At 66.4% G+C, this 21307-nt stretch carries 18 protein-coding genes; 7 read left to right on the top strand and 11 right to left on the bottom strand.

Features of this window, described 5'->3' with window-relative positions:
- Positions 1 to 165 precede the first annotated feature (165 nt).
- The 7 genes from F7O44_RS23420 to F7O44_RS23390 all read right to left on the bottom strand — a co-directional run bounded on the left by F7O44_RS23420 (position 166) and on the right by F7O44_RS23390 (position 5837).
- Positions 166 to 1092, bottom strand: coding sequence for a diacylglycerol/lipid kinase family protein (locus F7O44_RS23420; RefSeq protein WP_162452722.1), 927 nt, complete (start codon positions 1090 to 1092; stop codon positions 166 to 168).
- Positions 1093 to 1154: 62 nt separating this feature from the next.
- The gene (locus tag F7O44_RS23415; RefSeq protein ID WP_425501421.1) at positions 1155 to 1982 is read right to left on the bottom strand and encodes an RNA polymerase sigma factor SigF; all 828 of its coding nucleotides are present in this window, start codon (positions 1980 to 1982) and stop codon (positions 1155 to 1157) included.
- The gene (locus F7O44_RS23410; protein WP_162452721.1) at positions 1948 to 2334 is read right to left on the bottom strand and encodes an ATP-binding protein; all 387 of its coding nucleotides are present in this window, start codon (positions 2332 to 2334) and stop codon (positions 1948 to 1950) included. Before F7O44_RS23410 ends, F7O44_RS23415 begins: the two co-directional genes overlap by 35 nt.
- A gap of 135 nt (positions 2335 to 2469) precedes the next feature.
- Entirely contained in the window at positions 2470 to 3228 is a 759-nt protein-coding gene (locus F7O44_RS23405) for an amino acid ABC transporter ATP-binding protein (protein WP_162452720.1), read from the bottom strand.
- A complete protein-coding gene (locus F7O44_RS23400; RefSeq protein WP_162452719.1) occupies positions 3225 to 4010 on the bottom strand; it encodes an ABC transporter permease subunit in 786 nt (261 codons plus the stop codon). The genes F7O44_RS23405 and F7O44_RS23400 overlap by 4 nt, the downstream gene beginning before the upstream one ends.
- Positions 4011 to 4028: 18 nt before the next feature.
- On the bottom strand, positions 4029 to 4838 hold the full coding sequence (locus F7O44_RS23395) for a transporter substrate-binding domain-containing protein (protein ID WP_162452718.1): 810 nt from the start codon (positions 4836 to 4838) through the stop codon (positions 4029 to 4031).
- 204 nt (positions 4839 to 5042) lie between these two features.
- Positions 5043 to 5837 carry an ABC transporter substrate-binding protein gene (locus F7O44_RS23390; RefSeq protein WP_162452717.1) on the bottom strand — a complete coding sequence of 265 codons (795 nt, stop codon included), beginning with the start codon at positions 5835 to 5837 and terminating at the stop codon, positions 5043 to 5045.
- Positions 5838 to 6111: 274 nt separating this feature from the next.
- Here F7O44_RS23390 and F7O44_RS23385 point away from each other — a divergent pair, with 274 nt between their 5' ends.
- Positions 6112 to 7335, top strand: a complete 1224-nt coding sequence (locus F7O44_RS23385; protein ID WP_162452716.1) for an NAD(P)-dependent malic enzyme — start codon at positions 6112 to 6114, stop codon at positions 7333 to 7335.
- A 98-nt stretch (positions 7336 to 7433) separates the two neighbouring features.
- Positions 7434 to 8399 carry a zinc-binding dehydrogenase gene (locus tag F7O44_RS23380; protein WP_162452715.1) on the top strand — a complete coding sequence of 322 codons (966 nt, stop codon included), beginning with the start codon at positions 7434 to 7436 and terminating at the stop codon, positions 8397 to 8399.
- Between the two features lie 106 nt (positions 8400 to 8505).
- Here the strand turns inward: F7O44_RS23380 and F7O44_RS23375 are convergent, their stop codons facing one another.
- The 3 genes from F7O44_RS23375 to F7O44_RS23365 form a co-directional block, all read right to left on the bottom strand.
- Entirely contained in the window at positions 8506 to 9117 is a 612-nt protein-coding gene (locus F7O44_RS23375) for a GDSL-type esterase/lipase family protein (protein ID WP_162452714.1), read from the bottom strand.
- A 190-nt stretch (positions 9118 to 9307) separates the two neighbouring features.
- Positions 9308 to 9493, bottom strand: a complete 186-nt coding sequence (locus F7O44_RS23370) for a DUF6104 family protein (protein WP_162452713.1) — start codon at positions 9491 to 9493, stop codon at positions 9308 to 9310.
- A gap of 21 nt (positions 9494 to 9514) precedes the next feature.
- Complete coding sequence (locus F7O44_RS23365) at positions 9515 to 13231, bottom strand: multifunctional oxoglutarate decarboxylase/oxoglutarate dehydrogenase thiamine pyrophosphate-binding subunit/dihydrolipoyllysine-residue succinyltransferase subunit (protein WP_222851628.1); 3717 nt, start codon at positions 13229 to 13231, stop codon at positions 9515 to 9517.
- 456 nt (positions 13232 to 13687) lie between these two features.
- Here F7O44_RS23365 and cydD point away from each other — a divergent pair, with 456 nt between their 5' ends.
- From cydD to F7O44_RS23340, 5 genes are read left to right on the top strand one after another with little or no spacing between them, the layout of a single operon-like run.
- Entirely contained in the window at positions 13688 to 15397 is a 1710-nt protein-coding gene (gene cydD / locus F7O44_RS23360; protein ID WP_162452793.1) for a thiol reductant ABC exporter subunit CydD, read from the top strand.
- Positions 15397 to 17154: a thiol reductant ABC exporter subunit CydC gene (cydC, locus tag F7O44_RS23355; protein ID WP_162452712.1), complete on the top strand. Its 1758-nt coding sequence runs from the start codon at positions 15397 to 15399 to the stop codon at positions 17152 to 17154. Before cydD ends, cydC begins: the two co-directional genes overlap by 1 nt.
- An 11-nt stretch (positions 17155 to 17165) precedes the next feature.
- Positions 17166 to 18125, top strand: coding sequence for an ABC transporter ATP-binding protein (locus tag F7O44_RS23350; protein ID WP_222851626.1), 960 nt, complete (start codon positions 17166 to 17168; stop codon positions 18123 to 18125).
- Positions 18122 to 19276, top strand: coding sequence for an ABC transporter permease (locus tag F7O44_RS23345; RefSeq protein ID WP_162452711.1), 1155 nt, complete (start codon positions 18122 to 18124; stop codon positions 19274 to 19276). Before F7O44_RS23350 ends, F7O44_RS23345 begins: the two co-directional genes overlap by 4 nt.
- Positions 19273 to 20433 carry an ABC transporter permease gene (locus F7O44_RS23340; protein ID WP_162452710.1) on the top strand — a complete coding sequence of 387 codons (1161 nt, stop codon included), beginning with the start codon at positions 19273 to 19275 and terminating at the stop codon, positions 20431 to 20433. The genes F7O44_RS23345 and F7O44_RS23340 overlap by 4 nt, the downstream gene beginning before the upstream one ends.
- Before the next feature lie 124 nt (positions 20434 to 20557).
- Here the strand turns inward: F7O44_RS23340 and F7O44_RS23335 are convergent, their stop codons facing one another.
- Positions 20558 to 21307 (bottom strand): GNAT family N-acetyltransferase, encoded by a 750-nt coding sequence (locus F7O44_RS23335; protein WP_162452709.1) that lies wholly within the window; start codon positions 21305 to 21307, stop codon positions 20558 to 20560.

The following is a 21307-nucleotide window of genomic DNA, read 5'->3' as shown; positions in this document are numbered from 1 at the left end:
CCTCCATCACAATAAGGGTAGGAAGTACCCCAAAACAGACATTCAGGTCAGGTGATGTGGTCTAGATCTGTCGCGAGCCGACGTCGTCGAGTGCGGGATCTTTGAAGATCAACAAGTGGGTCGGTGTGCTCTTTTGCGGCAGGCAGCCGGGTTCGGATGGGCCGGTCAGTATGCGACGCCTATGGCGTTCGGGACGGATGAGACGGTAACGCTGGTCCGTTCCCCGATGTAGTCGCCGTCGAGCTGAACCGGCATCGGCTGCTCCGAGTGCAAGGTGAGTTCGTGCTGGTCGTGGAGCGATACCACCCGGCGCCCACGTGGGCCGCGACGGGTAGTCATCTGGGCTACGGACTTCACGGTGGGGATCAGCCCTAGGCCGCTGAGTCCGAACAGGTCGAGGCCCGAATCGAAGCTCGCCCGCGGCGTCGGCCGCAGCGGCCGGCTGCCCAGGTACGTCCATGGCGAGCAGTTGCTGATGACGGCGACGGCGACAGGTGGCAACGCCTCACCTTCGTGACCGGCGGCGGTGATGGTGATCCTGCTGTGACGGCGGTCCGGCTGCGCGAAAAGGCGGCGAACCGCTGTGCGGACGTACAGCGCGTGAGTCGACTTGCGACCGGCCGCACGCAGTTCTTCGACCGTCCGGACCACATCGGCGTCGAGCCCCACGCCAGCGGCGAAGGTGAAATACCGCTGGTCGAGCCGGCCCAGGCCGAGCGGCTGGCGCCGTCCCTCACGCAATGCGTCCAGCAGCAGGCCGGTGGCCTCGACAGGATCCTCGGGAATGCCGAGGTTGCGGGCCAGGACGTTGGTGCTGCCGCCGGGAACTATGCCGATGGCGGGGACGTCGCTGCCATGTTCACCGTCGAGCATGCCGTTGATCAGTTCATTGACCGTGCCGTCACCGCCGACGGCGATCACGAGGTCGAGCTTCTGTGTCCGGGCTTGGCGGCCAAGCTCTACGGCGTGGGCGCGATGTGTCGTCTCAACCACGTGAAGCTCGAGATCGTGCCGCAGAGCGGAGATGAGGACGTCACGGGTCCGCTCGGACGTGGTCGTTGCATGTGGATTGACCACGACAAGGGCACGCATATCAGGACACCCTAGTGCCGGCCCTACGAGGCCGCGGCAGTCGGGGCGCGGATTGGGGCGCTCTACAGCGTCTCGTCGTGGGGGTCGGTCAGCAGCGACTCGCGGAGGTTGGCCAGCGTACGCGACAACAGCCGGGAAACGTGCATCTGGGAGATGCCGACCTCGTCGGCGATTTGGGACTGTGTCATGTTGCGGAAGAAGCGCAGGACGATGATCCGCCGCTCCCGCTCGGGCAACGTACTCAGGATCCGAGCGATCGCTTCCCGGTTCTCCACTCCTTCAAGCGCCTCGTCGTCATGGCCGATGACCTCGAGCGGCGCGGCACCGGTCTCGGCGCTCGTCTCCGGGGCGTCCAGCGAGACCGCGCTATAGGCCGTCGCGGATTCGAGCGCCTCCAGCACGGCATCCTCGCCGACCCCCACTGCCGTGGCCAGCTCGTTGATGGTGGGCGAGCGGCCGAGCTGGTGCGTGAGTTCCGTCGTGGCCGTGCCGATGGACAACCGGAGCTCCTGGAGCCGCCGGGGAACCCGCACGGCCCAGCCCTTGTCGCGGAACCACCGCTTGATCTCGCCGAGGATGGTGGGTGTGGCGTAGGTAGAGAACTCGACGCCACGGCGGGGATCGTATCGGTCAAGGGACTTGATCAGCCCGATGGTGGCGACCTGTACGAGGTCTTCGTACGGCTCACCGCGGCCGGCGAAACGCCGAGCCAGATGCTCGGCCAGCGGCAGATGGAGGGTGGCCAGCCGGTTCCGCATGGCCAGCCGCCGGGGGTCGGCTGGATCGAGAGCCGCGAGTTCGAGAAGTAGCTCGCGGCTTTCAGTGCGGTCGACGGTAGTTTGCTCCACCCGTGGTTCACCCGCGCTTCTTGCGCAGCGTGATGGCGACACGCCCGTCCCGGACCGACGAACGCACGTCGCCCGCCAAGGCGGACAGGACAGTCCACGCGAAGCTGTCCGGGCCCGGGAGCGTGGTGTGCGTGGCGGCCACTGATACCAGGACCTCCAGGACGTCGTCGTGGAGTTCGAAACGGCACTGGAGGTTCGCGCCGGGCTGTGCCACCGGGAGCAGCATGGCACAGGCTTCGTCGACGGCGATCCGGAGATCTTCGATGTCGTCCAGAGTGAGGCCTAGGCGGGCTCCCAACCCTGCTGAAGTGGTGCGCAGCACAGCCAGATATGCGCTGGACGCGGGCACGCTCAGCTCGACGAGATCAGCGTTCGTCGTGCGGGGATCGCTCACCGGGCCTCCTGACGAGAGAGATCACTCGTCGATAGCCTGTCACATCCCGGCCGCCATGCAAGCCGAGTGGTCGGGACTAGTGGCGCGGACTCCTGGGTCCGCGCCACTAGCACTTCGTGCCAGCGGGGCCGGTCTTCAGAGAACTTTGGAGAGAAAAGCCTGTGTTCTCTGATGCCGCGGATTGCTCAGCACGTCCCTGGGGTTGCCTGATTCCACGATGACGCCCTCGTCCATGAAGATCAGCTCGTCGCCCACCTCACGAGCGAAGCCCATCTCATGGGTGACGACCATCATCGTCATTCCGCTGGTTGCCAAGCCGCGCATCACGTCCAGCACATCTCCGACGAGTTCGGGGTCCAGTGCCGAGGTCGGCTCGTCGAAGAGCATCATGTCCGGCTCCATCGACAGGGAGCGGGCGATGGCAGCCCGCTGCTGCTGGCCGCCGGAAAGGTGCGCTGGGTAGGCGTCCTTCTTGTCGATGAGACCGACCCGCTCGAGGTTCTCGATGGCGATTCTCTGGGCGTCTTGCTTTCCACGCCCGAGCACTCGTTGCTGAGCGAGCGTGAGATTGCGCAGCACCGTCAGGTGCGGAAACAAGTTGAACTGCTGAAACACCATGCCTATACGGGCCCGGACGCGGTCGAGGTCGACCTCCGGATCGAGAATGTCGATTCCCTCGACCCGGATCTTTCCGGAGGTCGGCTCTTCGAGGCGGTTGACACACCGCAGCAGAGTGGATTTGCCCGACCCGCTGGGGCCGACGACGCACACGACCTGACCGGCGTCGACCGTCAAGTCGATACCTTTCAGAACAGCTAGCTCGCCAAAACTCTTGTGTAAATCGGCGACCTCGATCGCCGGGACGTCAGGGGACAGCTGACCGGTCCGCGTCATCGGGTCCTCGCCATCCGGCGTTCCAGCACGGCCACCAGGCGCGTCAGCGGAATGGTGATCAGCAGATACAACATGCCTCCCATAATGAGCGGCGTGGCATTCCCGGTGTTGACCACGGCGTCCCGGGAGAACGTCGTGATCTCCTTCGTCGTCAGTGTTGTGCCGACGATGAACAACAGCGATGTGTCCTTGATCAGAAGGACGAATTCGTTGGTGATCGGCGGGATCACGATCCGGAAAGCCTGCGGCAGGATAATCGAGAACATCGTTCGGGTAGGAGACATGCCCAGGGAACGGGCGGCCTCGGTCTGCCCTTTGGGCACACCTTCGATGCCGGCTCGAACGATCTCCGCGATGTAGGCGCCGGCGACCATGACCAACGCGAGTAGGCCCGCGCCGACATTTCCTCCAGGCACCCGGATGCCGAAGGCTATCGGCAGCACGTAGGCCATCCCGAAGATGGTCAGCAGTGCGGGTAGACCACGGAAGACCTCGATGTAGGCGATCGCGAACCACCGATAAGGCAGTACCGGCGAAAGCTTCATCAAAGCCAGCGTGACGCCTAATACCAGGCCACCACCGAACGCGATGAGGGTGAAAAGTATGGTGTTCCGCGCGGCGATCGTGATGATCTCGGGAAGCTGATCGCGGGCGATCTCGACTCTGAAGAAGGTCCGCTGTAGTCGTTCCCAGTCGGCAGCGACAACGATAGCCCCGACCGCCGCGACGAACACCACGTACAAGGCGCCGCGATTGAGGCGCCTTCTGGTGACTTTTCGCACGCTTGTCCTGTTCGGCGCTTAGTCGACTTCGAAGTACTCGGCGTAGATCTCGTCGTACGTCCCGTCTTCGCGCAGCTCAGCCAGTTGCTCATTGACGGCGGCCAGTAATTCGGGGCGGTCGTCCTTGCCGAACGCGAAGCCGTACTGCTCGTCGGTCTCGTACGTCTCGACGATCGCGTAGCCTTCGTCGTCCTGTTCGTGCTCATAGTTGACCGGGAAGTCCTGCAGGATCGCGTCGATGTTGCCTGCTTGCAGGGCGGGCCACAGTTCCCCGTCGCTCGGGAACGCCTGAGGAGAGGCGCCTTCCGGGAGGTTCTCCTCGGCGAACGATTGGCCCGTGGTGCCTTGCTGGACTCCGACGTTGCGTCCGTCGAGGTCCTCGATCGAGGAGATCCCGGAGTCCACGCTGGTCAAGAGCGATTGCAGAGAGTCGTAGTACGGGTCGGAGAAGTCGATGTTCTCCTGGCGCTCCTCGGTGATGGTCATCGCCGAGGCACCGACGTCACATTGGTTGGCGGCGAAGACCGTGCCGCTTTGAAGGGGGTCGAACCCCACGGCCTGTACGGACATTTCGAGGCCGAGATTGTCGGCGATCTCCTGCATGAGATCCATGTCGAAGCCGCTGTACCCGCTTGGTGCGTCCGAGTCTTCGAACTCGAACGGTGGGTACGGAACGTCCGAGCAGACCGTCAGCACGCCGTCCTGGACGAGATTGAAGTCGCCGTTGGCCTCGGCGGAGGCGTCGTCGCCGTCGTCGCCGCAGGCGGACAGCAGCAGGACGCCGGCGGCGGCGACGGCGATCGAGCGCGATATGTGGAGCAAGGTCATGACTGTTCTCTCCCGGTTGGGGCGTTGTGCGATTTCACTTGTGGTGGTGGGAATCCTGCCACTGATATGACGCGATCGGGTCATGTTCAGGCCACGATCCAGTAAAGAAGCATATGTCCGGTCTGGCCACGTGCTTCATGAGGCATGAGTGCTCGTCGCGCGCCGGAAGGCGTGGAGTCGGCCGGCCAGAGCGCGCACGACCATTTAGTCGACGTTGAAGTACCTCTGATAGATCTCCTCGTAGGTGCCGTCCTCGCGCATCTGAGCCAGGTGTTCGTTAACGGCGTTGAGTAGCTCGGTTTTCTCGCCTTTGCCGAAGGCGAATCCGTACTGCTCGTCGGTCTCGAACGTCTCGACGACCTCGTAGTCGTCGTTGGCCTGCGCGTGCTCGTCGTTCACGGGATAGTCCTGCAGGATCGCGTCGATGTGACCGGACTGGAGGGCCGGCAGGAGTTCGGCGTCGCCGGGATAGGCCTGAGGAACGGCGCCGTCGGGGAGGTTCTCCATGGCGAACTCCTGGCCGGTGCTGCTCGCCTGGATGCCGACCGATTTGCCGTTGAGGTCGTCGATCGAGGAGATGCCGGAGTCGACGGGAACCAGCAGGGACTGAAGTGAGTCGAAGTACGGGTCGGAGAAGTCGAGGTCCTGCTCGCGATCCTCCCGGATGGTGATCGCGGAAGCGCCGGCGTCGCATTGCCGGTAGTGGAACACCGTGCCGTCGACGAGCGGATCGAATCCGACCACCTTGACCTCCATGGGCAGTTCTAGGCGGTCGGCGATCTCCTGCATCAAGTCCATGTCGAACCCGCTGTAGCCACTGGGAGCCTCGGGATCCTCGAACTCGAACGGCGGATACGGAACCTCTGAACAGACCGTGAGCTGGCCTTCTTCGACGAGGAGATATGCCTCGTGCTCTCTGTTGTCATCTCCGCACGCGGCGAGCAGAAAGAAACCGGCGAACGCGAGAGTGATTGTTCGTATGCGGCGTGTTACGATCATGCGCGGCTCTCCCGGGTTCGGGTGGTCTGCCAGTTGATGCTCTCGGTGCGCTGAATCCTGCCAGCGCCGAGACGCATTCGGGTCATCATCCGGCCACGATCGAATAAAGAAGTTCTCCGAAAACCGGTTTCGAGCCCTGTCGCGGCGTGGCACAATGACAGCTCACGGGTGACCCCCGTCTCCGGTTCCTGCCGCCACGGCATCACGTGGAGCAGATGTCACCGGCTATTTTGCCTACTTTGCCGCCTCATTTCGTGTTGTCAGGGGTCACCACATGGTTGCCGAAATCGTCCCTTCTGAACCGCTTGCCGAGGCACCCGCCGCTGAGGCCTCGGCGGCTGAAACGCTCACCGATCGGGCAGTCCGCCTGCACCGTGGGGGCAAGCTCGAGGTCCGTTCCACAGTGCCGGTGCGCAACGCGAACGATCTCTCGCTCGCATACACACCCGGCGTGGCGCGGGTGTGCACCACCATTGCCGACACCCCGGCCCGGGTCCATGACCTGACGTGGAAGGGCAACACCGTCGCCGTCGTCACCGACGGATCGGCCGTCCTCGGTCTCGGCGACATCGGCCCGGAGGCCTCGTTGCCGGTCATGGAAGGCAAAGCGCTGCTGTTCAAGGAGTTCGCGGGGGTGGATGCCGTGCCCGTCTGCCTTGATTGCCGTGACGTCGATGACCTTGTGGAAACCGTCGCCCGGATGGCACCGACGTTCGGCGGCATCAATCTTGAGGACATCTCCGCGCCCCGATGCTTCGAAGTGGAACGACGGCTGCAGGAACGCCTGGACATCCCGGTGTTCCACGACGATCAGCACGGCACGGCCGTTGTGGTCGCCGCTTCGCTTGTCAACGCTCTGCGCCTCACCGGGCGCCGGCTCGATGAGGTGCGGGTCGTCGTCTCCGGCGCCGGCGCCGCTGGTGTGGCGGTCACGAAGATCCTGCAGTCGATGGGGGTCCGGCACATCGTCGTCATGGACCGGCACGGCGCCATCCACGCCGGCAGGGACGGCTTGACGCCGGTCAAGAGCGAGCTGGCCGCCACCACTAATCAGGACCTCCGGCGTGGTGGAGCGCACGACATCCTCCCGGATGCTGACGTCCTGATCGGCGTCTCCGGCGGGGTGATACCGGAGAGCGCGGTGGCCACAATGGCGCCGGATGCGGTGATCTTCGCGCTCGCCAATCCCGACCCCGAGGTGCATCCCGACGTCGCGCACCGGCACGCGGCCGTCGTCGCTACCGGCCGAAGCGACTTCCCGAATCAGATCAACAACGTCCTGGCTTTTCCGGGCATATTCCGGGGCGCGCTCGACGTACGGGCGACGAACGTGTCCGAAGGCATGAAGCGCGCTGCTGCCGAGGCGCTGGCCGGAATCGTGGGCGAAGACCTGGCCGCCGACTACATCGTTCCGGGACCGTTTGACCCGCGGGTGGCTCCTGCCGTGGCTGCTGCCGTCGCGGACGCCGCCAGGAGCGAGGGCATCGCCCGCCTGTAGCCGCATCCGGCACCTCCGGCCCCGTCGGCGTTTTGGCGTGCCACCTTTCCCGGTGATCGTGAGCGGATCCGCTCACGATCACGGGATAGGGTCGGGGAATGTTCGCCGTTTACGCAGAGAGCTTCGACGCTGACGAGCCGCTGAACGCACTGGCCACGGGTGAGCGGCCGGAACCCGAGGTCCCCGATGGATGGACCGTGGTCGATGTCAAGGCGGCATCGCTGAACCATCACGACGTGTGGTCGCTACGTGGAGTGGGCCTGAAGGAGGAGCAATTGCCGATGATCCTCGGCGGCGACGCCGCAGGCATCGACCAAGATGGCAACGAGGTCGTCGTGCACTCCGTGATCTCCGACCCGTTCTGGATGGGTGACGAGACCCTCGACCCGGGCCGTTCGCTGCTGTCCGAGCGTTACCCGGGCACGTTCGCCGAGCGGGTGGCTGTTCCCCGGCGCAACCTGCTCCCGAAGCCGGCCGGAATCTCTTTCACCGACGCGGCATGCCTGCCCACTGCCTGGCTGACGGCGTATCGCATGCTTTTCACCCAGGCACAGGTGGCGCCCGGACAGACAGTGCTGGTCCAAGGCGCCGGCGGCGGTGTGGCGACAGCGCTGATCACCTTGGCCGCCGCGGCCGGGGTGCAGGTCTGGGTCACCTCGCGCGACCCGGACAAGGCCGAGCGAACCCGGTCCTTGGGAGCGGCCGACGTCTTCGAGACCGGCGCCCGGCTACCCGGACGAGTCGACGCGGTGATGGAGACCGTCGGCGCGGCCACCTGGAAACACTCGCTGCGGTCCCTGCGCCCCGGCGGGGTAGTGGTGGCCTCGGGTGCCACGTCAGGCTGGGCAGCGGAGACGGAACTGAACCGGGTCTTCTTCCTTCAGTTGCGCATTCTCGGCTCGACCATGGGTACTCGTGAAGAGCTGCGCCGTCTGCTCGCCTTCTGCGAGCATACGGGGGTGCGGCCCGTGGTCGATCGCACATTGCCGTTGGCCGAGGCACGCGATGGATTCGCCGCGATGACAGAAGGCGACGTCTTCGGCAAGATCGTCCTCATGCTTTAAAACAAGCCGGCCAGGTTGACCCGTGAGGCGGCATTCGCGAGTGCCGTCCATGGTGCGGTGGGCATCGGCGAGCGAGGAACGAGCGAGCCGCGGGCAAGGACGGTACTCACGAATGCCGTCCCTTGACCGGAGCAGCCGGTGGCGGCACGTCGAGCCACTGGTACCAGCCCTCGTGCAGGATCACGTAGGCGAGCATGCCGTACCCGGACTGGTTGGGATGGATACCGTCGTCGGCGCGGGCGTCGTGCCAAGGCTTGCGCCTGGAGAGCGGCTGGAACGTGCATATGTATGGAACACCGCGACGCCGGCACAGCTCACCGAAGGCTGCGTCGAGCTCATGCACACGTCCGAGCATGGCGTCGTCGCCGACCGGTGGCGGGCCGATGACCAGCGTGGGGACGTCTAACGACCCGAGCCCGAACTCCAGCGCCGCCGCGGAACGGGCCGGATCGACATGGTGGTAGGCGTCGGCGACACCAGTGGCGACGACGATGCGCTGCTCGTCACCACCGCTGAAGCGCGGCGCGCACTCCATCGGCATCCGAACGACGGTCTGCTCGGTGGTTTCACCGCGCACACCCAGCGGATAGGCCGTCAGATCAACTCCGGTGGACGGCGGTGTCCGCGCGGCCACCCGCCCGACCCAGCCGAGCGCTTTGGGATCGCCGACGCCGGCCACGAAGGAGTCCCCGAACACACATACTCTGACGTCACGCACCGCCCCATCCTCGCATCACCAGCCTCGCGAGGCGACAAGGCCGGCCGGCAGTGCTGCAGATACGCCGAGGTGGTGGGAGGGGCCGGGGTGGCCCGGGCGGGGTGGGGCCGGGCAGCGGGGAGCGAGGTACGAGCGAGTCCGCGGGCGAGACGGGTCCTCCCCTGCGCCTCCCTCCACCGGAACGCCGCAGTTACTCGTCGTCCTCGTCTTCGTCGTCGAGCCGGGCAAGGTGCGTGGCCAGGCGTTCGATGGCGGTCTCGAACTCCGGGTTCTCGTCGACGAACTCGCGTAGTTGTTCGGCCAGCCAGCCGAGACTGATTTGGTCATCGCCGCGGCGATGCTCGAGTTCCTCGATTCCTCGGTCGGTGAAGTACAAATCAACTCCCGAAAATGTGGCTCAGGCGAAGGCGGTGTCGTGTAGCTCGTTCTGCTCCTCGATGTGCCGAGCCGGGGAACCGACCGCTGGCGACGTGCTGGCCGGACGGGTGATATGCGTCAACGACACGCCATCGGGCAGCTTCGAGGGCAGATGCATGGCAAGGAAGGGCCACGGGCCCATGTTCTCCGGTTCGTCCTGTACCCAGCGGACCTCGCGCAACGCCGGGAATGCGGCGAGCTCGTTCCTGATCTGCTCGGCAGCCAGCGGGTAGAGCTGTTCGAGGCGGATGATGGCCGTGCGCTCATCCGACCTCTTCTCGCGGCTGTTGAGCAGATCCCAGGTGATCTTCCCACTGCAGAGCAGCACGCGTTCCACTTTGGCGGGGTCTATGCCGCCCGGGTCGCCCAGAACCGCCTGGAACGTGGTGGTTCCGGTGAAGTCCTCAGGTTCAGAGACCGCGCGCTTGTTGCGCAGCATCGACTTCGGGGTGAACACGATGAGCGGCCGGTGGTGCGGGCTCAGCGCGTGCAGACGCAACAGGTGGAAGTACGAGGCCGGCGTGGACGGCTGGGCCACCCGGAAGGCTTCCTCGGCCCCCATGAGCAGGAACCGTTCGATCCGCGCCGACGAGTGGTCCGGGCCCTGGCCTTCGTAGCCGTGCGGGAGCAGCAGCACCAGGCCCGAGCGCTGACCCCACTTGGTCTCGCCCGCTGTCAGGAACTCGTCGATGATGGTCTGGGCGCCGTTGACGAAGTCGCCGAACTGCGCCTCCCAGAGCACCAAAGCCTCCGGCCTGGCCACTGAGTAGCCGTACTCGAAGCCCATCGCCGCGAACTCCGACAGCAGCGAGTCATGTACGTAGAACTTGGCCTGGTTCTCGTCGAGGTGCTGTAGCGGAACCCAGGCGTCGCCGTTGTGGCGGTCGACGACGGCGGCGAAGCGCTGCACGAATGTTCCACGGCGGCTGTCCTGCCCGGCCAGCCGCACGGGACGGCCGTCGATCAGCAGTGAACCGAAGGCGGTGATCTCGGCCGTGGCCCAGTCGATGCCGCCGTCGGCCAACATCGCCGCGCGGCGTTGCAGCTGAGGTAGCACCTTGGGATGAACCGTGAAGCCGTCCGGAACGTTGACGTGTGCGTCGGCGATCCGCTTCAGGATCTCCTGGCTGACGGCGGTTGTGACCTCGCCCTCGGGCTCGGGCTTGTCCGGGTAGCGCGGCACGCTGGCCGCGGCGGCGATCTCGGCCTGCCTGGTCTCGGCGAACACCCGCTCCAGCTGTTGCTGGTAGTCGGCCATCACCTGTTCGGCTTCTTCGATGGTGATGTCGCCGCGGCCGATCAGCGCCTCGGTGTAGAGCTTGCGGACCGGACGCTTGGCGCGGATGAGGTCGTACATCAGCGGCTGGGTGTAGCTGGGGTCGTCGCCTTCGTTGTGACCGCGCAGGCGGTAACAGATCATGTCGATGACGACGTCTTTGTTGAACGCCTGCCGGAATTCGAAGGCCATCCGGGCTACTCGTGCGCATGCCTCGGGGTCGTCGCCGTTGACGTGGAAGATCGGCGCCTGCACCATCCGGGCGACGTCGGTGCTGTACATCGACGAGCGCGACTGTTCCGGCGAGGTGGTGTAGCCGACCTGGTTGTTGACGACGACGTGCACGGTGCCACCTGTGCGATACCCGCGAAGCTGCGAGAGATTGAGCGTCTCGGCGACGACGCCCTGCCCGGCGAAGGCGGCGTCACCGTGCACCAGGATGGGCAGCACAGGGAAGTCCTGACCGCGGTCCAAGATGTCTTGCTTGGCTCGCGCGATGCCTTCGAGTACGGGGTTCACCGCCTCGAGGTGGCTTGGGTTGGCGCTGAGTGACACTTTGATCTTCGAACCGTCGAGCGTCGTGTACTCGCCTTCGGCACCCAGGTGGTACTTGACGTCACCCGAGCCCTGCACGGTGCGGGGGTCGATGTTGCCCTGAAACTCGCCGAAAATCTGGGAGTAGCTCTTCCCGGCGATGTTGGCCAGCACGTTGAGTCTTCCGCGGTGCGCCATACCGACCGTGACCTCGACGAGGCCCTCCTCGGCGGCGGAGGCGACGACTTCGTCCAGCAGCGGGATGAGTGATTCGCCTCCCTCGAGGGAGAAACGCTTCTGCCCGACGTACTTGGTCTGCAAGAAGGACTCGAAAGCCTCGGCCTGGTTGAGCTTGAGCAGGATGCGCAGCTGGTCTTCACGGGCGGTGAGGTCGACGGGTTTCTCGACCCGCTCCTGGATCCAGCGCCGTTGGTCGGGCTCCTGGATGTGCATGTACTCGATGCCGACGGTGCGGCAGTAAGCGTTGCGCAGCACCCCGAGGATGTCGCGTAGGAGCATGAATCGTTTGCTGCCGCCGAACGAGCCGGTGGCGAACTCGCGGTCGAGGTCCCAGAGGGTGAGGCCGTGCGTGGTGACGTCGAGGTCTGGGTGCGTGCGCTGCTGGTATTCGAGCGGATCGGTGTCGGCCATGAGATGGCCACGCACCCGGTAGGCATGGATGAGTTCCAGCACCCGGGCTTGTTTGCTGACCTCGTCGGCATGGTCAGTGGTGACGTCGGTGGCCCAGCGGATCGGCTCGTACGGGATTCGCAGCGCACGGAAGATCTCGTCGTAGAACTCGTGCTCACCGAGGAGCAGCTGATGCACAATGCGGAGGAACTCCCCGCTCTGCGCCCCCTGGATGATCCGGTGGTCGTAGGTGCTGGTCAGCGTCATGGTCTTGGAGACGCCTATACGGGCCAGCGTCTCCGGCGCCGCGCCCTGGTATTCGGCCGGGTACTCCATGGCGCCGACGCCGACGATGGTGCCCTGGCCCTTCATCAGGCGCGGCACTGAATGCACTGTGCCGATGGTGCCCGGGTTGGTGAGGCTGATGGTGGTGCCGACGAAGTCCTCGACGGCCAGTTTGCCGTCGCGGGCCCGGCGCACCAGGTCCTCGTACGCCGACCAGAACTCGGCGAAGTCGAGTGTCTCGGCCTTCTTGATGCTGGGAACCAGCAGCTGGCGGGTGCCGTCGGACTTCTTCATGTCAATGGCCAGGCCGAGGTTGACATGGGCCGGCTTGACCAGCGCGGGCTTGCCGTTCTCGGTCTCGCCGTACGAGTAGTTCATGTCGGGCATCCGGCCGAGTGCCTTGATCAGGGCGAAGCCGATGATGTGGGTGAACGAGACCTTGCCGCCGCGCGAGCGCGCCAGATGATTGTTGATGACGATGCGGTTGTCTACCAGCAGCTTGGCCGGCACCGCTCGCACACTGGTGGCGGTGGGAACCTCGAGGCTGGACTCCATGTTGGTCGCGGTGCGCGCCGGAGCTCCGCGCAGCTGGACCTTCTCCTCGGTGGGCTCGGGAGCCTCAGCAGACTTGTCCGGCGAAGCTGCCGCGGACTTGCGCGCAGGGGCTTCTGGCTCTCTGCCGCCGGAGCCCTCGACGGGGGCAGAACCGGATGGCCGGGACGTGGCAGTGGACGCTGGCGCAGCCTGAGATGTCACGGTGGTCCTCGTGCTGGACGGACTGGTGGAGTTGGAAGGCGTGGAAGAAGTCTTGGACGTGGTAGCGGAACTCGCGCTCGGCTGCTTCGCATGTGCCGCGAAGTAGTCAGCCCATTGCGGATCAACGCTTGAGGGGTCTTCGAGCCAGCTTGCGTAAAGTTCTTCGACAAGCCAGTCGTTTGGTCCGAAACCCGCTGGCGGGCCGGTGGGGGCCACGGTGTCGATCGCCTACTTTCGAGTCAGAGTCCGCCGCTGCTCCATTACAGGTTAGCCGCCCTCTTGAAGTGCTCGCATGGCAGCCATTGTGGTCTAGGTCACGCTTGGTCTCAACAATGAGGTGAGACCACTGTTAAAGGGATCTTGCAGACGGTTTCCCAAGGGGGCCGCTGTGCGCAGGCGACCTCCGATTTGGGACACTGCTTAGACCCTGTTCGCTTTGCTTTGGGGAGTCACCGTGGCCGCCTTGCCCAGGACGCACGGTGCGGTGTCCACCGCCCTGCGGACGCTTTGTCATCGCCTCAGAGCCCGCGCGAGCAGGGAGTCGCCGGGTTCGCGGGCGTGGCGGACGTCCCCGCACCGAGTGAGCACCAGATCGGCGGTATTCCCCTGAATCAACTCGCCCGCCGCCTGAGCGGCAGCCTTCCCGCCGCCCGTGTCTTCACCGCCGCGTTCATGCTGATGGCCGCGGCGGGCGCGGTGCTGATCATTCTGCAGGCGGAACTATTAGCGCGGGTGCTCGCCGACGGCGTTCTGGGCCAGCCAGCGATCGCGGAGGTAGCCGGGGTCATCGGCCTGCTGGGCGGGGTACTCGCCGTCCGGGCCGGACTGTCGTGGATCCAGCAGGCAACCGCTCAGCGCGCCGCCGCGGCGGTCAAGGCGTCGCTGCGCAAACAGGTCCACGACCACATCCAGGAACTAGGTCCGGCCTGGGTGTCCGGGCAGCACACCGGCCGCATCACCACCACGCTCGGCCGCGGGCTGGACGCGCTGGACCCCTATTTCACCGGCTACTTCCCCCAGCTGTTCATCGCGGCCGTCGTGCCCATCGCCGTGGTGATCCGCCTCGCCGTCGCCGACCTCGCCTCGGCGCTGATTATCTGTGTGACACTGCCGCTGATCCCGATCTTCGGTGTCCTTGTCGGGCTGCAGACCAAGAAGGCGACTGCGCGGCAGTGGCGGGCACTCGAGCGACTAGGCGGGCGCTTCCTCGACCTCGTCGCCGGGCTGCCGACACTACGGGCGTTCGGCCGGGCCAAAGCGCAGGCCCAGGCGGTGCGCGACAGCGCCGACCAGCACCGCCAAGCCACCATGCGCACACTGCGGATTGCCTTCCTGTCCGCTCTTGTTCTGGAACTCGTGGCGACGCTCTCCGTGGCGCTCGTCGCCGTGCCCGTCGGGCTCCGGTTGCTCGACGGCGGCCTTGACCTGCACACCGCGCTGCTCGTGCTGCTGCTGGCCCCTGAGGCATACCTCCCCTTGCGGGCTCTCGGCTCTCAGTTCCACTCGAGTACGGAAGGGCTTGAGGTCGCAGGTCGGGCGTTCGCCATCCTGGACGAGGGGAGCGCCGGGGAGAAGGCCGGGCCGGCTAATGCCGGCCACGCCCGCGGCTCGCTCGTGCCTCGCTCGTCGATGCCCATCCGCACCGAGGCCGGCATCCGCCGGACCAACCTCCTCTCGATGCGGGGGTTGCGCTTTGAGGACGTCACGGTCCAGTACGAGGGTAGGCAGGAACCGGCGCTGGATCACGTGTCGCTGAGCATCGCTGCTGGGGAGCGAGTGGCGTTGATAGGTCCGAGCGGGGCGGGAAAGAGCACGTTGCTGAACGTGCTGCTCGGGCTGGTGCGGCCGACGTCGGGGCGGGTTCTCGTCACAGGTGAGGACGGCACGGTGGACATGGCGGAGGTGGATGTCGAGGCATGGCGGGAGCAGCTTGCCTGGGTACCGCAGAGCCCACACCTGTTCGCCCGTACGGTCGCGGACAATATTCGCCTTGGGCGCCCCTCGGCCAGCGATGACGATGTGCGTCGCGCGGCCGGACTGGCATACGCACACGGGTTCATCACTGAACTGCCGCGTGGCTACGACACCGAACTCGGCGAGCGCGGATTCGGGCTCTCCGCCGGGCAGCGGCAGCGTATCGCCCTGGCGCGGGCATTTCTGCGGGAGGCGCCGCTGCTGATTCTCGACGAACCGACCGCCGGCCTGGACGCGGGCAGCGAGGCCGCCGTGATCGATGCGACCAGGCAGCTGATGGCGGGGCGCACGGTGCTGGTGGTGGCGCATCGTCCGGCGATGCTCGCCGACGCTCATCGGGTCGTGCGCGTCGAGCACGGCAGGGTTGCCGGTCCGGTATCTATTTCGCCTCAGGAGGTGCTGGGCTGATGGTGACCCGGCGGCTGCTGGCGTTGATGCGGCCCCACTCGGGCCGGCTCGGCCTCGCGGTGGCGGCGAGCGTCGTCGCCGAACTCGCGACTCTCGCCCTGATGGCTACTGCGGCATGGATGATCGCGCGAGCGGCTCAGCAGCCGCCGCTGGCGGCGCTCAGCCTGGCGATCGTCGGGGTGCGCGCCTTCGCCACCTCACGTGGCCTGTTCCGTTACGCCGAGCGATTGGCCAGTCACGACGCCGCCCTGCGCGCCCTGGCCACGTTGCGCGGGCGGGTGTACGACGCGCTGGTCCCGCTGGCGCCGGCCGGACTGCCGTCGTTTCGCAGCTCAGACTTGCTCAGCCGGATGGTGGCCGACGTTGAGGCGGTCCAGGACTTCATCGTCCGGGTGCTGGTTCCGGCGGCGACGGCCGCCGTCGTCGCCGCACTAGCCGTTGGCTTCGGCTTCGCCGTCCTACCCACCGCGGGGCTGGCCTTGGCAGCGGGACTGCTGGTCGCGGGGCTCGTCGTTCCGATGCTCACCGCGGCGGCCAGCCGCCGCCATGCGAAGCGGCTCGCCCCGGCCCGCGCTGAACTGGCCGCACGCACTGTCGATCTCCTCCGGGGCAGTGCCGACCTCGCCGTCTTCGGCGCCACTCGCCAAGCCCTGGCCGATGCGGAGCGCGCGGGCACGGATCTCGCACGCATCGAGCGGCGGACCGCCTTGACCACGGCGAGCGCCGGTGCCGCCGCGATGCTGGTGCAGGGGGCGACCACCGTTGGTGTCACGCTGATAGCGCTGGCCGCGGCGGCCGACGGGTCGCTGGCCCCGGTCATGGTCCCGGTGCTGGCATTGGTCGCGCTGATCTCCTTCGAGCCGGTGTTGCCCCTCGTCAGCGTCGTCCGGCACTTCCTCGAGTCCAGGGCGGCGGCGGCCCGGGTGATTGCGGTCCTGGACACCGCGGCGCCGGTCGCTGAGCCGCCGACGCCGTTGCCGGCACCGCGCCGTGACGCCGTGATCGCGGTCCGGGACCTGACTGTGCGCCATGCCAGCGATCGGGAACCCGCACTCGCGGGCGTGAACCTCCGCCTGGAGCCGGGACGCCGGGTGGCCGTTGTGGGGGCCAGCGGATCCGGCAAGAGCACACTGCTCGCCGCCATGATGCGATTCGTCGAGCCCGAGTCCGGTGAAATCGTCGTCGACGGGCATCCCATCACCGAGTACAGCGGTGACGACATCCGTGCCCTGATCACCGGCGTCACCCAGGACTCGCACCTGTTCCACACCACCATCAGGGAGAACCTCCGGCTCGCCGCGCCCTCGGCCGACGACGAGCAGATACGCGCGGCTTTGGCCGAAGCTCGGCTCCTGACCTGGATCGACACGTTGCCGGACGGACTGGACACCATGGTCGGGGAGTCCGGAGGGCAGGTCTCGGGCGGGCAGCGGCAGCGGCTGGCGCTCGCGCGTGCGCTCCTGGCCGATCCGCCCGTCCTGGTGCTCGACGAGCCGACCGAAGGACTTGACCCCGAGACCGCGGACGAGCTCGTCGCCGATCTCGTGGCATCCACCCGCGGGCGCACCACATTGCTCATCACTCACCGGCTGACCGGATTGGACGAGGTGGACGAGATCGTTGTGCTCGACGCGGGGCGAGTAGTGCAGCGGGGGCGGCACCAGGACCTCGTCGCCGCCTCAGGGCCGTATTACGACTTGTGGTGGGCTACCGAGCTACGACTTCCGGATGGTCTTGACTCGGTTTCCGGACGTTAGGGTTGTCGTCCGTGACCGTCGCCACCACTGCTGATTCTCGCGTTGCCGAGGCCGAAGGGCTGCACAAGAGTTTCGGGTCGATCCATGCCGTCAACGACGTCTCGTTGCACATAGACGCCGGGGAGACCTACGGACTTCTGGGCCCGAACGGTGCGGGCAAGACCACCACCATCTCGATCCTCGCTGGACTGCTGGAAGCCGACGAAGGTTCGGTCGCCGTGGCCGGGTCGCGGATTCGCCCGCGGTCGACTCAGGGCCGGGAAGCGATCGGCCTGGTGCCCCAGGACCTGGCCATCTACCCGGACCTGACGGGGGAGGAGAACCTCAAGTTCTTCGCCGCGCTCTACGGGATGTCCAAGCGAGACACTGCGGCCCGGGTGGACGAGATCCTCGAAGTGATCGGGCTGACAGAGCGCCGGAAAGACCGGAGCAGCAAGTACTCCGGTGGGATGAAGCGCCGGTTGAACATCGGGATCGGGCTGCTGCACTCGCCTCGCCTGTTGATCCTCGACGAGCCGACAGTGGGCGTGGATCCGCAGTCGCGTAACGCCATCCTCGAATCCGTGGAGTCGCTCTCGGGTGAAGGCATGGCCGTGCTCTATACGACCCACTACATGGAGGAAGCCGAGCGGCTGTGTGACCGGATCGGCATCATCGACTCTGGCCGGGTCATCGCGGAAGGAACACCGGCCGAACTCACCGCCGGAATCGGTGAGCAGGAACGGGTCCGGATCGAGGTGACGGGCCCAGCTCAGAACGCTGCTGATCGCCTCGGCGGCGTCGAAGGCGTCACCGACGTCGCTGTGGAGGACCACGCGGTGGTCGTACTCGTCGACTCGGGGTCGGCCCGGCTGCCTTCGATCCTCGCCGAGCTCGCCCGCGCCGGCATCCAGATCGGCTCCATTGACCTGGCGCGCCCGGACCTGGAAGCGGTGTTCCTCCATCTGACCGGGAAGGCGCTGCGCGAGTGATTTCCGCCGTTCGCACCATCACGGCCAAGGACCTCAAAGAGCGGCTGCGGGACAAGTCGTTCTTCCTGCTCGGCGTCCTCACCCCGCTGGTCCTCGCGTTCGTGCTCGATCTTGTCATGGGAGACCTGGGCGAGGGCCAGCTCGAGGTCGACATCGCTGTGGTGGACGTCGACCAGTCCGAGATGTCGGGCCAGCTGCAGCAGGGCATCCTGGCGCTGGACGGCCAGGGCGGCATCGAGGTGACGGCTCTGGAGACCGGCGCTGACCCAGAGGCGGCGATCGACGCTGACGGGCACGACGCCGTGATTATCATTCCGGAAGGTTTCGGCCCGAGCGTCGCGGGTCAAGGAGGAGGCGCGACCCAGCTCGACCTGATCGAGAACCCGGATCGTCCAGTCCAGGCCGGCGTCGCCGAGTCGATCGCGGACGGGTTCGTGACCAACATCGAGCGCTCCCGGTTGCTGGCCGGTGCCGGCGGCCAGCTCGGTGTCGAGACGCCACCGGTCGCGCTGGAATCCAGCATCGAGGTGACTCGTGAGTGGCCGGGCGGCGAGGGACTCGACACCGGCGCCCGGATGCTGGCCGGGATGGCCGTCATGTTCGTCTTCTTCACCGTGCAGTTCGGCGTGACAACACTGCTCAGCGAGAAGGAGACTGGGACGCTGACCAGACTCTTGGCCGCCCCGATTCCCCGTGATGCGATCACGGCTGCCAAGGGGACGGTGAGCTTTCTGCTCGGCGTGATCGCCACCATGATCTTGATGGTCACCGGGGCCCTGCTAATGGGCGCGGAATGGGGTTCCTGGCTGGGCGTGTCCGTTCTGGTGGGGTGCGCTGTGCTGACCGCCGTCGCGTTGATGGCCATTGTCGCCGGAATCGCGAAGACGTCCGAAGGGGCCAGCGCTGCCCAGGCGATCATCGCTGTGGGCCTGGCGATGCTGGGCGGTTCGTGGTTCCCGGTGTCCGGTGAGGGCGCGATGGGCGTGCTGGCCAGAATGACGCCGCACTACTGGTTCATCAACGGCTTGGAGGATCTGACCGACGCGACGACGTGGACCGTCGTCGGCGGCCCGGCCGCGGCGATGGTGATCATCGCGGTGGTGGCGGGTGTGCCCGCGGCGATTCTGTTGCGCGGGAGGTTGCGGCCGTGACGAAGGTGCTGTCGATCGCCAGGTACAACCTGGTCCGGATGTTCCGCGAACGAGCGAACCTCTTCTTCGTGCTCGTTTTCCCGCTGCTGATCATCTTCGTCATCGGTACACAGTTCGCCGGTGACGACACACCCGACGTCGGTGTCAGCGGCACCGGCGAGCTCGTCGACCAGAGCATCGAACGGCTGGAAGACACCGGGGCCGCCGATGTTCGCCGGGTGGACACCGCATCGCAGCTCCGTGACCTGGTCGAGGACGGCACGGTGTCGTTGGGCGTCGTGGTTCCGGACGACGCCGGGGCGGTGCTCGGCACGGGAGAGCCCTTGGAGTTGACTGTGCTGCTGGGCGCGGGCGATGCCGCGGCGCAGCTGGAAGGGGTCGTCGTCCGGGCTTTCGAGGCCGAAGCGGTGGTTCCCGACGTCGCGGGCCGGCTGGTGCCGGAGGTGGAAGCGCCGGCTGACGAGGTGATGAGCATCGTCGCGCAGGTGGCCGCGGAGATGCCCTCGGTGGAGATCAACCGGGCGGTTGCCGGCGGCGGAGATCCGGACGACGAGCCCTTCGGCATCGACCAGATCGCCGTCGGCATGCTCCTGTTGATGACCTTCCTGAACTCCCTCACCGGTGCGGCGGCGCTGATCCAGAGTCGCAAGTACGGGATCAGCAGGCGAATGCTCTCGACGCCGACGAGCCTGCGGGCCATCGTGGTGGGCGAGGGGGCCGGCCGATGGAGCGTCGGCATGTTCCAGGCCGTCTACATCATGGTCGCCACGGCGGTGATCTTCGGTGTGTCCTGGGGGAACATCCCTGGCGCGATCGTGGTGCTGGCGCTGTTCGCGGCCGTCGCCGCTGGCGCCGCGATGCTCGTCGGTGCCGTCATGCACAACGACGAGCAAGCCTCCGGCGTGACGGTGATGGTCGGGCTCGGGCTGGGCGCGCTGGGTGGCAGCATGCTGCCGCTGGACCTGTTCGGCGCGACGATGCGAACTGTCGCGCACGTCACGCCGCACGCCTGGGCGAACGATGCATTCGCCGAGCTGAGCCGGCGGGACGGCACGCTGTTGGACATCTTGCCGCAGCTCGGGGTGCTGGCCGCCTTCGCGGTGGTCCTCATCGGGCTCGCGTCGTGGCGCCTCCGGCTGACGCTGACGCGCGCCTGACCGGAGCGTCGTCGTGCGGTGGTAGACGGGATGTCCGAGTGACGGTGACTTCGATACCGCCAGGTGGCAGTGAACCGATTCACTCGACGGTCAGGGCTACCTGGCGGTATTGAAGTCGTGTGGATCAGCGGCCAGTGGCCGGGTCAGGAGCCCACATCGTGGCGGCGACGGTCTCACCCACGAATCCCATGGCCCGGTAGAGCCGGAGTGCGTCGTCGTTGTTGTTGTCGACCATCAATGCCACTCGGCCGTAGGTGTTGAGCAGCTCATTCGCGACGAACGACGTCACCGCACGGCCATATCCGCGGCCGCGGAATTCCGGATCGGTGACCAGGCCGGAGATAAATCCGACACCACCGCCAGTGCAGGCGTCGGAGACAACTGCCACCAGCCGGCCTGTCTCATCGCGCATGCCGGCCCAGCGATGTTCCGGTGATTCCCCGGGGTGGACGTAGGCACCCGGATAGACGCGTTCGATGAGGGCGGTCGCCTCCGGCAGGGCATCCGGGCCGAGCCAGCTGACCGTCTCGGACGCCGTCGCATTGATCGACTTCGTCTCCATCCAGCCGAACTCGGCGACGAGTTGGAGTTCGGGCACCCGATCCAGAACCGGGTGCGCCAGTTCGGCGCCGGTGAGTGCCCGGTATGAATCCGGCAACGCGGGTAACAGCTGCCGGATGAGCACTTCGGCGTCAGCTACCGCACCACGGAACACGAACCGGTCGTGGCGGTTCAAGGCTGGAACGGTCACGGCCACGGCGTCACCGTGCGCGAACGCGGCGCCGGACCGGCCCAGCCGCTGAGCAGCCCAGCACATCAGTGCGTCGTCGCCGCTCGCGGCCGCGTCATCGGCGAGGGTCGTGAGTTCTCGCAT

This window comes from Phytoactinopolyspora mesophila (genome assembly GCF_010122465.1).
GTDB lineage: Bacteria > Actinomycetota > Actinomycetes > Jiangellales > Jiangellaceae > Phytoactinopolyspora > Phytoactinopolyspora mesophila.
Note: the sequence above shows the minus strand (reverse complement) of the source record. Positions and strands in the feature narration are given on the sequence as shown.

Bases quoted from the DNA above. Each gene is read 5' to 3' on its own strand.
- F7O44_RS23420 (WP_162452722.1), bottom strand. From the start codon at position 1,092: ATGCGTGCCCTTGTCGTGGTCAATCCACATGCAACGACCACGTCCGAG.
- F7O44_RS23405 (WP_162452720.1), bottom strand. From the start codon at position 3,228: ATGACGCGGACCGGTCAGCTGTCCCCTGACGTCCCGGCGATCGAGGTC.
- F7O44_RS23395 (WP_162452718.1), bottom strand. From the start codon at position 4,838: ATGACCTTGCTCCACATATCGCGCTCGATCGCCGTCGCCGCCGCCGGC.
- F7O44_RS23390 (WP_162452717.1), bottom strand. From the start codon at position 5,837: ATGATCGTAACACGCCGCATACGAACAATCACTCTCGCGTTCGCCGGT.
- F7O44_RS23385 (WP_162452716.1), top strand. From the start codon at position 6,112: ATGGTTGCCGAAATCGTCCCTTCTGAACCGCTTGCCGAGGCACCCGCC.
- F7O44_RS23380 (WP_162452715.1), top strand. From the start codon at position 7,434: ATGTTCGCCGTTTACGCAGAGAGCTTCGACGCTGACGAGCCGCTGAAC.
- cydD (WP_162452793.1), top strand. From the start codon at position 13,688: ATGCTGATGGCCGCGGCGGGCGCGGTGCTGATCATTCTGCAGGCGGAA.
- cydC (WP_162452712.1), top strand. From the start codon at position 15,397: ATGGTGACCCGGCGGCTGCTGGCGTTGATGCGGCCCCACTCGGGCCGG.
- F7O44_RS23335 (WP_162452709.1), bottom strand. From the start codon at position 21,307: ATGCGAGAACTCACGACCCTCGCCGATGACGCGGCCGCGAGCGGCGAC.